The sequence below is a fragment of the Nocardiopsis sp. MG754419 genome (genome assembly GCF_018207095.1).
In the GTDB taxonomy this organism is placed as follows: domain Bacteria; phylum Actinomycetota; class Actinomycetes; order Streptosporangiales; family Streptosporangiaceae; genus Nocardiopsis.
Genome location: NZ_QOCZ01000056.1, coordinates 16380 through 30214 on the forward strand (window position 1 = coordinate 16380; position 13835 = coordinate 30214).

The 13835-nt window shown below is 70.0% G+C and carries 13 protein-coding genes and 1 pseudogene; 10 read left to right on the top strand and 4 right to left on the bottom strand.

The window, feature by feature from the left end; translation table 11 throughout:
* Positions 1–250 precede the first annotated feature (250 nt).
* The gene (locus DSY14_RS13200) at positions 251–766 is read left to right on the top strand and encodes a DinB family protein (protein ID WP_211716826.1); all 516 of its coding nucleotides are present in this window, start codon (positions 251–253) and stop codon (positions 764–766) included.
* Between the two features lie 1216 nt (positions 767–1982).
* Here DSY14_RS13200 and DSY14_RS13205 read toward each other — a convergent pair.
* A complete protein-coding gene (locus DSY14_RS13205) occupies positions 1983–2549 on the bottom strand; it encodes a dihydrofolate reductase family protein (protein ID WP_211716827.1) in 567 nt (188 codons plus the stop codon).
* A 107-nt stretch (positions 2550–2656) separates the two neighbouring features.
* Here DSY14_RS13205 and DSY14_RS13210 point away from each other — a divergent pair, with 107 nt between their 5' ends.
* Positions 2657–3277 (top strand): TetR/AcrR family transcriptional regulator, encoded by a 621-nt coding sequence (locus DSY14_RS13210; RefSeq protein ID WP_211716828.1) that lies wholly within the window; start codon positions 2657–2659, stop codon positions 3275–3277.
* A gap of 205 nt (positions 3278–3482) precedes the next feature.
* Here DSY14_RS13210 and DSY14_RS13215 read toward each other — a convergent pair whose 3' ends face one another.
* Complete coding sequence (locus DSY14_RS13215; RefSeq protein ID WP_211716829.1) at positions 3483–4187, bottom strand: IclR family transcriptional regulator; 705 nt, start codon at positions 4185–4187, stop codon at positions 3483–3485.
* A 110-nt stretch (positions 4188–4297) separates the two neighbouring features.
* Here DSY14_RS13215 and DSY14_RS13220 point away from each other — a divergent pair, with 110 nt between their 5' ends.
* From DSY14_RS13220 to DSY14_RS13240, 5 genes are all read left to right on the top strand, one after another.
* Entirely contained in the window at positions 4298–4723 is a 426-nt protein-coding gene (locus DSY14_RS13220) for a nuclear transport factor 2 family protein (protein ID WP_211716830.1), read from the top strand.
* A 52-nt stretch (positions 4724–4775) separates the two neighbouring features.
* A complete protein-coding gene (locus DSY14_RS13225) occupies positions 4776–5609 on the top strand; it encodes an SDR family NAD(P)-dependent oxidoreductase (RefSeq protein WP_211716831.1) in 834 nt (277 codons plus the stop codon).
* The gene (locus DSY14_RS13230; protein WP_211716832.1) at positions 5602–7020 is read left to right on the top strand and encodes an FAD-dependent oxidoreductase; all 1419 of its coding nucleotides are present in this window, start codon (positions 5602–5604) and stop codon (positions 7018–7020) included. The genes DSY14_RS13225 and DSY14_RS13230 overlap by 8 nt, the downstream gene beginning before the upstream one ends.
* Positions 7021–7087: 67 nt before the next feature.
* Complete coding sequence (locus tag DSY14_RS13235) at positions 7088–8413, top strand: MFS transporter (RefSeq protein WP_211716833.1); 1326 nt, start codon at positions 7088–7090, stop codon at positions 8411–8413.
* Positions 8414–8423: 10 nt separating this feature from the next.
* Complete coding sequence (locus tag DSY14_RS13240) at positions 8424–9227, top strand: SDR family NAD(P)-dependent oxidoreductase (protein ID WP_211716834.1); 804 nt, start codon at positions 8424–8426, stop codon at positions 9225–9227.
* Between the two features lie 126 nt (positions 9228–9353).
* Here DSY14_RS13240 and DSY14_RS13245 read toward each other — a convergent pair whose 3' ends face one another.
* The gene (locus tag DSY14_RS13245; RefSeq protein ID WP_211716835.1) at positions 9354–9938 is read right to left on the bottom strand and encodes a TetR/AcrR family transcriptional regulator; all 585 of its coding nucleotides are present in this window, start codon (positions 9936–9938) and stop codon (positions 9354–9356) included.
* Between the two features lie 60 nt (positions 9939–9998).
* Between DSY14_RS13245 and DSY14_RS13250 the strand changes: the two genes are divergently transcribed.
* The 3 genes from DSY14_RS13250 (at position 9999) to DSY14_RS29210 (ending at position 13398) form a co-directional block, all read left to right on the top strand.
* A complete protein-coding gene (locus tag DSY14_RS13250) occupies positions 9999–11057 on the top strand; it encodes a zinc-binding dehydrogenase (RefSeq protein WP_211716836.1) in 1059 nt (352 codons plus the stop codon).
* 687 nt (positions 11058–11744) lie between these two features.
* Positions 11745–12815: a hypothetical protein gene (locus tag DSY14_RS13255; protein WP_211716837.1), complete on the top strand. Its 1071-nt coding sequence runs from the start codon at positions 11745–11747 to the stop codon at positions 12813–12815.
* Positions 12816–12888: 73 nt separating this feature from the next.
* Positions 12889–13398 carry an HU family DNA-binding protein gene (locus tag DSY14_RS29210; protein ID WP_283091622.1) on the top strand — a complete coding sequence of 170 codons (510 nt, stop codon included), beginning with the start codon at positions 12889–12891 and terminating at the stop codon, positions 13396–13398.
* Between the two features lie 191 nt (positions 13399–13589).
* On the opposite strand, the pseudogene DSY14_RS13265 reads toward DSY14_RS29210, so the two are convergent.
* A pseudogene (locus DSY14_RS13265) lies at positions 13590–13835 on the bottom strand (hypothetical protein); the annotation flags it as partial.

Here is a 13835-nt window from a genome sequence, read left to right on the forward strand (position 1 = left end):
CGGAACCCCGTGCCGGGGAGGGAGGAGCGGCGAGGGGTCCGTTCCCCGTGGGGAGGGCGATCCGGGCCGGGGTCGGGCGCCCCGCGCGGCGGACTCCCCTGGACTTCGCACCCGGACACGGTGAACGCCCCGACCCGCATCCGCACGGCCACCAGGAATCGGGTCAGGGTGCGCCTGTGTGCGGCGCTCGCGTCGCCACCGTCCCGAAAAATTCGATGCGCTCTCCCGACCGCCGGGTTACCGTGCCGACATGGCACCGGAACTGCAACGCCCCCCGTTCCAGGCGGACGAACGCACCGCACTCCTCGGCCGGCTGGACCTGCAGCGAAAGATCCTGCGCTGGAAATGCGAAGGACTGCACGATGACGACGCTCATCGCGTGGTCGTGCCGACCTCCCCGGCGATGACGATGGCGGGCCTTATCTCCCACATGCGTTGGACCGAGCACATGTGGATGGAGGTGCTGTTCCTCGGTGGCGACGAGACCTCGAACCCCTCGTTCGACCGGTCCGGCGGGGACCCCGACTGGCACACGGAGGGCCGTTCACTGGCCGAGCTCCTCGGCGCTTACGAGTCACAGTGCGCCCGCAGTGACGAGATCGCGCGTGCGGCCTCCCTGGACGACATCGGCCGCCACCCCGGGTTCCGTTCGGCCCAAGCCAACCTCCGCTGGATGCTGATCCACCTGGTCGAAGAGACGGGACGGCACGCCGGCCACGCGGACATCGTCCGGGAGCTGTTCGACGGCACGAAAGGCTATTACTAGAGGTACGGGGTCATAACGTTGGTGACGCCGCCCCGCACCCCCGAGGCCGTTGGGCTTCCCCGGACTGCGCCGTGGAGACGATGAAAGTCGTAGTGGATGCTCGGAATTCCGAGGGCGGCCGAGCGTTCATCGTCCGAGGCCCATTCGCGAACGTGGAATCACTCCCCGTTGAGGAGCCGGTCGTATCTCACCGCTTTCTCCTTGTGTCACTTCCCGTGCGGTCTACTCCGCTGGTGCCGTTCGGTTCCTCAGGCTTGGTCGCCGCCCCACCGACCGATTCCGTCAGGGACACGACCGGACTTCTTCACGTCGACATGCACCGTGTGAACGGACCGGCAGGCGGTGATCTCGCGTGTCTCAGGGCTCGTCTCGCCGCGGGGCCTGTGGACCTCCGGTGGTCGAGGTAGGTGCTCGATCCGGGCCACGACCTCCACCTCCGTTGCGGTCGACTGGTGATGCGGCGTTGATGTCCGGTCTCGCGGGTCGAGCCCGCCCTGACCGAGGCAGTGGTCGACTCACTTCGACGCACAGGCGCGGGAGATGCCCCTGTAGACGGCGACGTGTGTGATCCGCCGGGTCCTGCAGCGCTCGCCCGGTCACCGAGGACCTTCGACGGAGAGTGGCGCGTTGTGGTGGACGGAACTCACGATCGAGAGTCCTGACACTGGACGCGGAAGCTCTCATAGAGTCGCGAGAATCCTTCGGAGCCGACCATCGCGGCGCCGTCCGCGCCTACGGGGTCAGGGAGGTGGTGCGGGCCTTCACCGACCTCGGCGTGGACGAGCTGATCCCGCACCCGACGACGGACGCCCTCGACGAGGTCGCTCGGCCGGCCGCGGGCGTGTTGTAGACGCGGTGTCGGGTGGGCCGGGCCACGTCACAGGCCGCCCTCCGGGTCGGACCCCTTTCGCTCGACGGCGAAGGTCCACACGCGGTCCGACCCGCACCCGTGCCCGAGAGCCGGGTCCGCGGAACCGTCCTCCGTGGACCCGCTCTCGGGGCGCGATCGTGCGCGCCCAGGCCCGAGAGCCGGCCCAGGGGCACCGCCGTGCCCTCGCGCACCGGAACCGCCTCCCCGCGTCGCGCCGGCACGGCACCTCACACCGGGAACGGTCGTTCCTGTCCAAGGCCCCGATGCGGCGCCGCGTCGCGGTCCGGCCGGGGTCCCGGCCGCGCGTCCGCGCACTTGCGTGGCGGGTCCGCGCGGGTCGGGCTTTCACACGCCCGTGCGTGCGACCGCCCGATAGCGCACGTTGAACTCCTCGACCGGATCGCCGTTCACCAGCTCCAGTGGCACAGGTGACCCGCCCGGGTCGTCGTACAACCGCACCCCGTCGCCGAGCAGCACGGGCAAGACGTGCAGGTCGATCTCGTCGAGGAGGCCGCGTGCGAGGAGTTGACGGCCGACCGTCGGGGACAGGACCTCGACGTTCTTACCTGCTGCGGCGCGCCGGGCGATGTCCACCGCTTCGGCGACGTCGCAGTCGAGGAACCTCACCCCGTCGGCCGGCTCGGCGTCCTCGGGGTGGTGCGTGAGCACGAAGATCGGCCCACTCCAGGCGCCGCCGTACACGGCGCCCGGGTCAGGGAACAGATCCCATCCGTCGCGTCCTCCGAGGATCGCTCCGGTCGTGCGCACGTACTCCTCGACCAGGCCCGGGCGGTTGGTCGCCTCGGGCATCCAGTCCATGCGGTGACCCGGGCCGGCGACGTACCCGTCCAGCGACATCGAGAAGTGCCACAGCACCTTGCCCTCGGCCGTGCGGGGTGTGGTGTCGTGCATGGGATCGCTCCTTCACCCTGAGGTGAGTCGATCGACTCATCTTTCATCAGGCTAGGGACACGTCAGTGGTGAGTCAAGGGTCTCACCTCTGTGGCAGACTGGTCTCCATGTCTCGCGCGATCCCCGAATACCACCGACGCGTGGCCGACCGGAATCGCTCGGCCATCCTCGCCGCGGCCACGGAACTGTTTCCCGAGAACGGTTACGACAGGACCTCGCTCGCACACATCGCCCGGAACGCGGGCGTGTCCAAGGCGACGTTGTTCAAGCAATTCCCGACCAAGGCGTTGTTGTTCGAGGCGACCGTTCTGGAAGTGGGCCGCACACCCGGGAGGAACGCCACCGTTCCCCCGCCCGGTGACCTCCACTCCGGCCTCTCGACCCTGGGTCGGGAGTACGCCGAGGTGCTCGCACAGCCTCGCACGATCGCCCTGATCCGGCTCGTGATCGCCGAGTCTCCCCGTTTTCCCGAATTGCGCGAGCGCGCCTTCGATTTCGGGACGCTCCCCGCTCTCGCCGCTCTCCGTCATTACCTGCGCGTCGAGCAGGAGGCCGGGTCCGTGCGGGCGGATTCGACCGACATCGCCGCCACTCAATTCCTCGGCATGATCGCGAGCGCGATCTTCTGGCCCCGGCTCGTCCACGCCGGCTGGTCGATCGACGCAAAGGACACGAGCCTGGCGATCGAGGAGGCCGTACGGACGATCGTCGCGCGCTACGGCGCCTAGTCACCGGCGTCCGCGAGGGCGCGCGGCGTACACGGTCTCCGGGCCGGCGCCGCGCGGGGGCAGCGCCGAGGCCACACGAGGGGATCGCGCTCGCTCGCGCGCGGCGGACCGCTCACGCGCACGCCGTGCGGGCCGGTCGTGTCACCGCCGCGACCACCGACCACGCTCCAGGCCCCGATCCCTCGGGCCGGTGATGCCCCGCGCCTCAGGACAGGGGCAACAGCGCGGCCAGACGCCGCGCGGCCTCCGCCACCGCGCGGCCGATCGCCTCGGTGTCGCGCAGTTCCAGAACCGAGAGCCCCACCGCGGCCACGGGCGTTGCCCGGCGACCGACGACGGGGGCGGAGATGCCGGTCACCGCATGGGTGACCTCACCGTGGGAGACGGCGTAGCCGCAGCTCCGAGCGCGGGTCACCTCGTCCCGCTCGTCGTCGCGCGGCGGCATCGCCGAGAGCAGGGCCAGCCCCGCCGAGCCCTGGTCCACGGGGTCGACGCGACCGGCCCGGAAGGCGATGTGCGTGTGCGCACCGCGCGGCGCGACCACCATGAGGGCCCTGGCCTCGGACTCCCCCTCGGGCACGACCAGGTGCGCCGTGGCGCCCTGAGCCTCCGCCAGCTCCGCCAGGACGGGCCCGGCGACGGCGCGCAGGTCGGCCTCGACGGACTCGGCCAACGCCACCAGGCCGGGCCCGAGCGTGACGCGCTTGGAACGGTCGCGGGCACACAGCCGGTGCTCTTCGAGGGTGCGGATCAGCCGATGGGCGACCGTCCGGTGGACCCCCACCCCTTGGGCGATCTCGGAGACCGTCAGGCCGTGGGGGTGGCGCGAGAGGAGTTCCAGCACCTCGATGCCGTTGTGGAGCGTCTTCGACGTCTTGGTGTCGGGGCGGTCTTCCGAGGCCGGCGACATGCGCTTCCTTTCGATGGCGCACACACGTCACCTCTTGACGCCAGTGACGTATGACACTTACGTTAACCTTTAATTGCACACCGCGTGCGATTATAGCACACCGGAGATCCATGGACGCCTCGACGATCTTCCACATCCACCAGTTCTACGCGCGGCAGTCGCACCTCATCGACTCCGGTCGCGCCGAGGAGTGGGCCGGCACCTTCACCGCGGGCGGTGCGTTCCACTCCCCCACCTATCCGGCGCCCGTCGTCGGGTCCGCGGACCTGACCGACTTCGCGGCCGGGTTCCATCGGCGGGCTACCGAGCAGGGGGAGGTCCACCGCCACGTGGTCACCAACGTCTGGGTGCGCCCCGAGGAGGAGACGCCCGCCGACGGGGTCATCGTCGAGGCCTACCTGCAGGTCCTGGCCACGGAGGTCGGCGGGGCGACCCGCATCCTGCGCATGACCACCCTGCTCGATCACCTCGTGGTCTCGGAGGGGCGGTGGTCGGTCGCCAGGCGCGAGGTGCGCCGCGACGACTCCCCCGCATGAGGCCCACCACGCACCACCGAACCCCACGCCCACTTCCTGAAAGGAACCCGCGATGACCCAGCACGAGGGCACCGGCCCCGCACGCGTCGACGACCGGCCGGTGACCGCCCGGTATCCCGAACTGCTCGGCACCACGGCGGTGGTCACCGGAGCCGCCCGGGGCATGGGCCGCGCCTTCACCGGCGCTCTCGCCGCGCGGGGCGTCAACGTCGTCGCCGCGGACATCAACGACGCGGACATGAAGACGACCGCCGAGGAGGTCAACCGGCACGTGGCCACGCATGCGCTCGTCGCGACCCCTGGCAGGGTCCTGGCCCGCCGCGTCGACGTGACCGTCCCCGAGCAGCACGACGAACTGGCCCGCGTCGCCCTCGCCGAGTTCGGCTCCCTCGACTCCTGGGTGAACAACGCCGGGATCTTCCCGTTCGGCCTGGTCGGCGAGATCGACACCGGCCAGATGAGCGCGGTGCTCGACGTCAACGTGCAGGGGGTCCTCCACGGAGCGCAGGCCGCCGCCCGGCACATGCGCCCGGGCGCGGCCATCGTGAACATGTCCTCGATCTCCGCGGTACGCGTGCGCAAGGGGCGCGCGGCGTACTGCGCGTCCAAGGCCGCGGTGGCCCACCTGTCGGAGTCGCTGGCGGTCGAGCTCGGGGACCGGGGCATCCGGGTCAACTCCATCGCCCCCGGTTTCATCGACACCGAGATGACCCGCTGGCTGCAGGACGACCCCGAGGCGCTCGCGGCGGCGCTGGACCGTGTACCGCTGCACCGGGTGGGATCGCCCGAGGAGGTCGTCGGGGTGCTGCTCTTCCTGCTCTCCGACAGCAGCCGGTACGTGACGGGTCACAGCATCGCCGTGGACGGAGGGTCGCGCCATGTCTGAGGTCGGTGAGCACGACGTCATCGTGATCGGTGGCGGCGGTGCCGGGTTGGCGGCCGCGGCGAGCGCCGCCGAACGGGGCGCCAGGGTGCTGCTGTTCGAATCCGAGACCGAACTCGGCGGATCGACGCGACTGTCGGCGGGCCTGTTCACCGCCGCCGGCACGAGTGTCCAGAGGTCGCTCGGTGTCCAGGACTCCCCGGAGCGCTTCTACCAGCACTACATGGACCTCAACCAGTGGATGCTGGAGCCGGGGCTCATCGAGGTGTTCTGCCGCCAGAGCGGTCCGACGCTCGACTGGCTCATCGGGCTCGGCGTCGAGTTCCCCGCCCGGATCTCCACCCACGCCCACATGCCCGGCCTGACCCGGGCCGGGGTGGAGGACGTCTGGCGGGGCCACGTGCCGAAGGATCAGGGGTACGGGCTGGTGTGCGCCCTGGCCGCCGCCTGTCGGGAGCGGGGTGTGGAGGTCGTCCTGAACACGCGGGTCGAGCGCCTGCTGCACGAGGACGGACGCGTGGTCGGCGCGGTCGCGGACGGCATCGAGGTGCGTGCCGCGGCCGTCGTGGTCACCACCGGCGGCTTCTCCCACGACCCGGCCCTTCTGGAGCGGTACTACCCGGACGCGCTGAACTCGGGCGCGGACGGGTTCGTCGTCGCCGCCGAGGGCGGCCGGGGTGACCACCTGCGCTTCGCCGACCAGGTGGGGGCTTCGGTGACCGGGGCGGGCTGGGGCCTGATCCTGCCCACCGTGTACTTCCAGCGGCAGCATCACTGGCAGTCCGGCTTTCCTCCGCTGTCACGCGTCCACGTGGACGACCACGGGCTGCGCTTCATGGACGAGGACGCCTCCTACGCGGTCTCCACCGGCATCATCGACGCCCGGGGCGGTCGGGTCTGGTGTGTGTTCGACGAACGGGCGCGGACCTCCCTGACCGCCGGTTACTCCGACTGGGCGCCCGCCCGCATCAGTGAGGAGGCCGACGCGGGTCGCACGCTCCGCGCCGACACGGTGGAGGAGCTGGCGCGCATGATGGAGGTTCCGGAGCAGGCCCTGGTCGCCACGGTGCGGACCTGGAACGACCAACTGCCGCACGGACGGGATCCGGTGTTCCTGCGCCACCGCACCCTGCGGGACAAGGGGTCGACCACCCCGCCCGACCCCATCGACTCCGGTCCGTACTACGCGGCCCGGTACCTGCCGACCGAACTCGTGTGCACCCACGCGGGACTGGCCGTGGACGGCCGCGCGGCCGTCCGCGACCGCACGGGCCGGACCATCGACGGCCTCTTCGCCGCGGGAGAGGCCGGTGCCGGGGTCCTCGGACCCCGCTACGTCGGCGGCGGCAACGCCGTCTCCAACGCCGTCACCATGGGGCGCATCGCCGGCCTCGAGGCGGCCGCCGGGCTCTGACCCGGATCCCCCGATTCATCAGGGCCGCGGCGTTCGATCCCGGCCCGACCTGCCGCTAGGAGGCAGCATGTCACTGGACCCACAGCCTGACCGGGCATCCACGGAGGCCCCGGATCCCGGCGCCTTCCGCTCGCGCCTGAAGGTCATCCGCGCCGCGGTGCTCGGAACCGTCGTGGAGTACTACGACTTCGGCATCTACGGGTACATGGCCACGTTCGTGGCGGCCCTGTTCTTCGTGTCCGACGATCCGACCGCCGCCATGCTGGGCACCTTCGCCGCCTTCGCGGTCGCCTTCTTCATGCGGGTTCCCGGTGGGATCTTCTTCGGACACATCGGGGACAAGTACGGGCGCAAGCAGGCACTGTCCTGGACCATCCTGCTGATGGTGCTGGCCACGGCGCTGATCGGTCTCCTGCCGAACTACTACACGCTGGGCATGTGGGCGACGAGCATGCTCGTCTTCTGTCGCTGCGTCCAGGGGTTCGCGGCCGGTGGTGAGCTGGGCGGGGCCAACGCCTTCGTCGCGGAGTCGGCGCCGGCGCGCTGGCGCGCCACCCAGACCTCCCTGGTGAACTCCGGGACGTACTTCGGCTCCCTCTTCGCGGCCCTGGTCGCGCTGGCGGCCACCTCCGTCTTCACCGAGCAGCAGATCCTGGACTGGGCGTGGCGCATCCCATTCCTGTTGAGTCTGCCGATCGGTGTCATCGGTCTGTACATCCGCAGCCACCTCGACGACACCCCTCAGTTCAAGGAGCTCAGCGCCCAGGGAGAGACCAAGAAGGTCCCCGTACGCGACCTCCTGGTCACGAACTGGCGGTCGGTCGTGAAGATCATCTGTCTGGGCGCCGTCATCACCGGCGGGTACTACATCGTGTCGGTGTACGCGGCCACCTATCTGCAGACCACGGCGGGCCACTCCTCCCAGGTGGCCTTCGCCTCGACCTCGGTGGCCATGGTGCTCGGGGCGCTGACCCTGCCCCTGTCGGGCTATCTGGCGGACACCATCGGGCGTAAGAAGGTCCTGCTCATCGGTAGCGCGGGAGCCGCCGTCCTGGGCGTGCCGATGTTCATGATGATGTCGGCCGGGCCCGCCTGGGCGGCCTTCGCCGGTCAGTCCGTGCTCTTCGTGCTCGTGTCGGTGGTCAACGGCGCCTCCTTCGTCACCTACGCGGAGATGCTCAGCGCCTCCACCCGCTACAGCGGCATCGCCCTGGGCAACAACGTGACCAACACCCTTCTGGGCGGAACCGCGCCCTTCATCGCCACCTGGTTGATCAGTGTGACCGGCAACAACCTCGCCCCGGCGGGCTACTTCGTCCTCACCGCCCTGATCACGCTGGTGGCCGTCTTCTTCGTGACCGAGACACGCGGCTCCGAACTGCGCATCGACTGAGGGAGTGAGCATGGACCACCACGGACTACGGGACCGCACCATCGTCGTCACGGGCGCGGCCACGGGCATGGGCCGGGCCGAGGCCACGGAACTGGCCGCGCGCGGCGGCCACGTGTGGATCGCCGACGTCGCCGAGGAAGCCGGTCGCGCACTCGCCCGGACGCTGACGGACGACGGTGGCCGGGCCACGTTCTTTCACTTGGACGTGACCGACCCCTCGGCCTGGGCGGACCTGCGCGATGCGCTCACCGACGGGCCCGGCGTGGTCCACGGTCTGGTGAACAACGCGGGGGTGAGCCACCGCTACGGCATCGTCGACACCGCCGACGAGGACTGGCACCGGGTACTCGACATCAACCTGTCCGGTGTCTTCTATGGCATGAAGTACCTCGCTCCCCTGTTGAAGGGCGCCGACACCGCCTCCGTGGTGAACGTGTCCTCCATCGCCGGAATGACCGGCTACTTCGCCGCCGCCTACGCGGCGAGCAAGTGGGGAGTCCGGGGGATCAGCAAGACCGGGGCCCTGGAGTTCGCGCCCTGGGGTGTGCGGGTGAACTCCCTGCATCCGGGTCTCGTGGACACCCCGCTTCTGTGGTCGGGGGCTCCGGAGTTCGTGGACGAGAGCCTGCGTTCGGTCCCCGCCGGGCGTGTGGGGGCTCCCGGGGAGATCACCGACGCCGTGCTGTTCCTGCTGTCGGACGCCTCGCGCTACGTCACCGGGACGGAGTTGGTCGTGGACGGTGGCATGACCTCGGGTGGGCTCTACCACCGTCTGTTGTCGGGGCTGGGCGAGCAGGACACCTCGCGGGGGTGAAGCGTCCCGAAGGGCGGGTGGGCCGGCGTTCGACGCGGCCGCCCTTCGGGGCCGGAGCCGAACCCGGGCCGCTGTGCCCGAACACCTGCCCCTCACCTCCGTGAGCGGGGAACTCGCACCGGCCACTCAGACCGCGGTGCGCACCAGGAGGTGGGCCAGGTCGGTGGCGATCTCGACCGCGTCGAGATCCGGTGCGGTGGCCTGTGCGGTCAGGGCGCCCTCATGGACGAAGTAGAGGCGCGCGGCCAGGAGGTCGGGACGCTCGGCGCCCGCCTCCTCGGCCGCCTGCTCGAACAGCGCACGGAGCCACTGTTTCTCCTCGATGATGACCCGGTGGGCGGGGTGAGCGGGGTCCGGGAGTTCGGCCAGGGCGTTGACGAACGCACACCCCCGAGGGTGCTGCACCGTCCACTCGCCCAGGGCCTCGAAGGGCGCGAGGAGACGTTCGGTCGCACGCGCACTCCGGTGGACCCGGCGTTCGACCAGGGCACGCCATCGGCGGTCGCGCTCCAGCAGGTAGGTGGCGACCAGGGTCTCCTTCGAACCGAAGCGGTTGTAGAGCGTGCGCTTGGTGACTCCGGAATCGGCCGCGATGCGATCGACGCCCACGGCGGCGATGCCGTTGTCGTAGAACAACGCGGCCGCCGTGATGAGGATCCTGCGCGCCGAGGGCGTGAGCGTCTCGGGGTCGAGCGCCGTTCGATGATTCACAGACTTGTGTACCCTACGTCGACGAGGTTTTACAGGTCAGTATAGGAAGGAGGGTGTGAGATGCGGACCCTTCCGAGGACGATGCGCGCCGCCCGACTCACCCGACACGGAGGCCCCGAGGCTCTGGAACTCGTGGAACTCCCCCTGCCCACCCCCGAGAGCGGCCAGGTGCTGGTGCGCGTGAGCGCGGCGGCCCTGAACAACACCGACCTGTGGACGCGCGAGGGTGCCTACGGCCTCCCGGAGGACCCGCACGCCAAGGCCGGGTGGCGGGGCAGGGTCGAGTTCCCCCGTGTGCAGGGGGCGGACATCGTGGGCGACGTCGCGCAGGTGGGCCCCGGCGTGGACCCCGCGTTGGTCGGCTCCCGCGTTCTCGTCGATCCGGCGCTCTACGGCGGCACGGGACCTCATGCGCATCCCGTCGGTCTCCTGGGAAGCGAACGGGACGGCGGCTACGCCGAGTACACCCTCGTCGCGGCCGACCGGGTCCATTCGATGGAGAATGCGAATCTGACCGACGCGGAGCTGGCCACCCTGCCGACCGCCTACGGTACGGCGCTGGGCATGCTGGAGCGCGGCGGCGTGCGCCGGGGAGAGACCGTTCTGGTGACGGGGGCCTCCGGCGGGGTCGGCCTGGCTCTGGTGCAACTCGCTCGTGAGCGTGGAGCGAGAGTGATCGCCCTCACCAGCGCCGGGAAAGTGTCCGCGGTGCGGGCCGCCGGCGCCGACGCGACCCTCGTCCGCGGCGGGCGGGTCTGGCCGGAGCTGCGCGCACACGCTCCGGAGGGTGTCGACGCCGTGCTCGATGTCGTCGCGGGTGACCTCGTGGAGCACGGGCTCCCCCACCTGCGCGAGGGTGGTCGATGGATCGTCGCCGGTGCGCTGGGAGGCCACGGGGCCGCCTTCGACATCCGACGGCTGTACCTGCACAACAGGGCCCTCATCGGGTCGTCCATGCACACGCCGGCGCACTTCGACCTGCTGGTGGACATCGCCCGCCGGGGCGGGGTCGCCCCCGTGATCGCGGCGAGGTACCCGCTGGTCGAGGTCCACCGCGCCCAGGCCGAACTCGCCTCACGGGCCCACGTGGGCAAGATCGTTCTCGACCTCGCCGGATAGAGAGGCCGGGTCGGAGCCGGGCGGTCCCTCTCTCGCTGCCGGGAGAGGGACCGTGGCGGATGTGTCACCGCCGCACCGAACCGGCGGGGAAGACCCGTTGCCCGGGGGCGGCTCCGCCCCCCGGTGTGAGAACCCGGATTCGGGGCGGGCCGTGGAGCCGGCGTGCGCGAGCGTCGTCCGGTCGGCCCCGGTGACGCCGTGCGGGTGCGACCAGACGGTGCGACGCACCGCGCCCGGCCGTCCGCGCTCTCTCGGCACCGCGGCGACGCCGCGGGGAAGGGCCCGGGTGCATCGAGCCGCCACGTGCGTTGCGCGTGCCCACGGACGGTCGGGCCGTGGTGGCCGACCCTCACACGCGACTCCCGCGTGGTGCGCACCGTGGGTGCGCGGTCCGAGATCGGCAACGCCTCGTCCCGTCGGCACGTGGTCGATCGATAGCGTTTCCGACGCGGCGCACCGCATCGCCGGAAAAGGACCGCGTGTCTCTTTCGTTCCTGTTGGAGGTTCTTGCGGGACGTGTGACGTCGATTTCCTCCGAAACGGCCTTCTGTGACCGTCGGCAATCTCGATGTCAGACGAATACTTTACAAGAGTTGTGGTATTTGAGTGACGTCCGACATGAACCCGCTCGACGATCGACGACACGAACGAAGCACCCCTCACTCCCGGGACACGAGGTGACAGAGAATGCGCCATGATGATTTGTTCGTCGTCGAAGGTGATGACCACTCCTGGAACAGGCGGAGACTGGACCACCAGCGGATCGACTCCATCAGGAGAGGGACCGCCTCGGGGGTCGACGACGACGACGCCGCCATCACCCTCATGTACCTGCTCATCGATGACCTGCCCGAGTCCCACCACGACGAGGGACTTCTGGACAACGCGGACACCGGAACCGTGATTCGCTGCCTGAGGACCGTTCTTCGGCGTTTGGGGATCGACGACGGGGGGATTCTCTTTTTCGACAAGAACGGCTACACGGACCTGCGATCCGCTGAACAGGCCCCCCACACCGGAGGGGCCTCGGCCGTGTTCGCCCCCATCCAACGAGCCTTGGACCGACGCGATCGAATCCAGGGCGGGGGCGGGATACGGGGACTCCGAGGAGACCTACGGAACCTCATCTTCGCGGCCAGGCGCGAGCCGGAGATCGTGTGGCACACACACGCGGGGGGCACGATCGAGATCACGAGGAACAAAGAGCACTGCCTGCTCTACGACCTTCCCGTGGACGCCTCGGGCCTGACCTGGGAACAAGTGATGCAGTGGTGGAAGCTGCGTGACGGAAATTACGAGATACCCACCCGAGCGTTACGGAAGAATCTGCGTGATCGGCTCAGGGAAGGCATCACCGAAACCGAGGACGTGCTGTTCCGCGCTTACTGGGAATTCTGCACCACGCGCAATTTCCACGAACTCCCCGCACTCCTTCCGCACGTGTACCTGCACTACGATCCCCTGATCCGCAATCAGAGGATCCGGCGGACGGAGGGAAAACAGCTGGAGCGGCCACGCATGGATTTTCTCCTCCTGGCGCCGGGGGGCCGCCGCTACGTTCTGGAACTGGACGGTCGGCACCACTACGCCCACGACGGGGTCGCCTCCGACGACCTGTACGCGCAAATAGTGCGCGAAGACCGAGAACTCCGATTGCGGGGGTACGAGGTCTACCGTTTCGGCGGGACCGAGTTCCTCGATGAGAAAGCGGCCGGAGCGATGTTGCACGAGTTCTTCGCCGAACTCCTCAGCAGGTGAGGCCGGCGAGGCCGCGACGCCCCGGGTCCGTCGCGGCCTCGGGGAAGTCCGACCCGGTCGGGCCGTCGGTGGCATGACCGGGCCGGGCGGTCGCTCCTCCGGACCGGAGCGGCCGGGAGAGCGGACGAGGAGAGGACCACGTCCGGCGTCCTCGGGCTCCGCCTCCGGTCTGCCCCGGCCGGGGTGCCACCATGCCCGAGACGCACCACTTGTCGCATCGCAAGGGGTCGCGCTGGTCACTCCGCGCTCATTTCCGGGCGTGTCGCCGACACGAGGGCTCCGCGGACCGGTAGAGAGGTGGACCATGCGAAAGAACGAGCTCATCGACAGCATCGCGACCGAGACCGGCCTGTCCAAGGCCGACGCCACCAAGGCGCTGGACGCCTTCATCGGAGCGACGACCCAGGCCCTGCAGCAGGGCGACGACGTGGCCCTGGTCGGATTCGGCACCTTCTCCGTCTCCGAGCGCGCCGCCCGCACCGGCCGCAACCCCCAGACCGGCGAGGAGATCAAGATCCCCGCGTCCAAGGTGCCCTCCTTCAAGGCCGGCAAGGGCCTCAAGGACTCCGTGAACCACCGCTGAACCCGCCGCCCTCGCGACCACCGGTCGCGGGGGCGTTCTCACGTCCCCGACGACATTCCGCGTTGCGCGGCGTGGTCCGGCACCCGGACGTGGTCCCACGGCACGCCGCAGCGGACGGTCCGCGATGGTCCCGGCGACGTGAGGGTGCGTCTTTCTCGGGTGAGCCGGCCCCTCCGGTACCTTCCGGACGCTCAGGCCCCGGCGCCCTCCCCGTCCTCGGCCTCTTCGTCCTCCACCTCACCGAGCGCGCACAACGGCATCGCGGTCTCGATCCCCTCCTCGTGCAACACATGACGAGCCCCGGCCGCAGCAGGGAAATACCCCTCCGGAGACTCATGAGCGATCATCTGCAACGCCGCCATCATGTACTTGGGCCCCGTATGCCGCCCCGGCATCCGGATCGACAACTCCTCATGCGCCGCCACCGTCTGCACCCC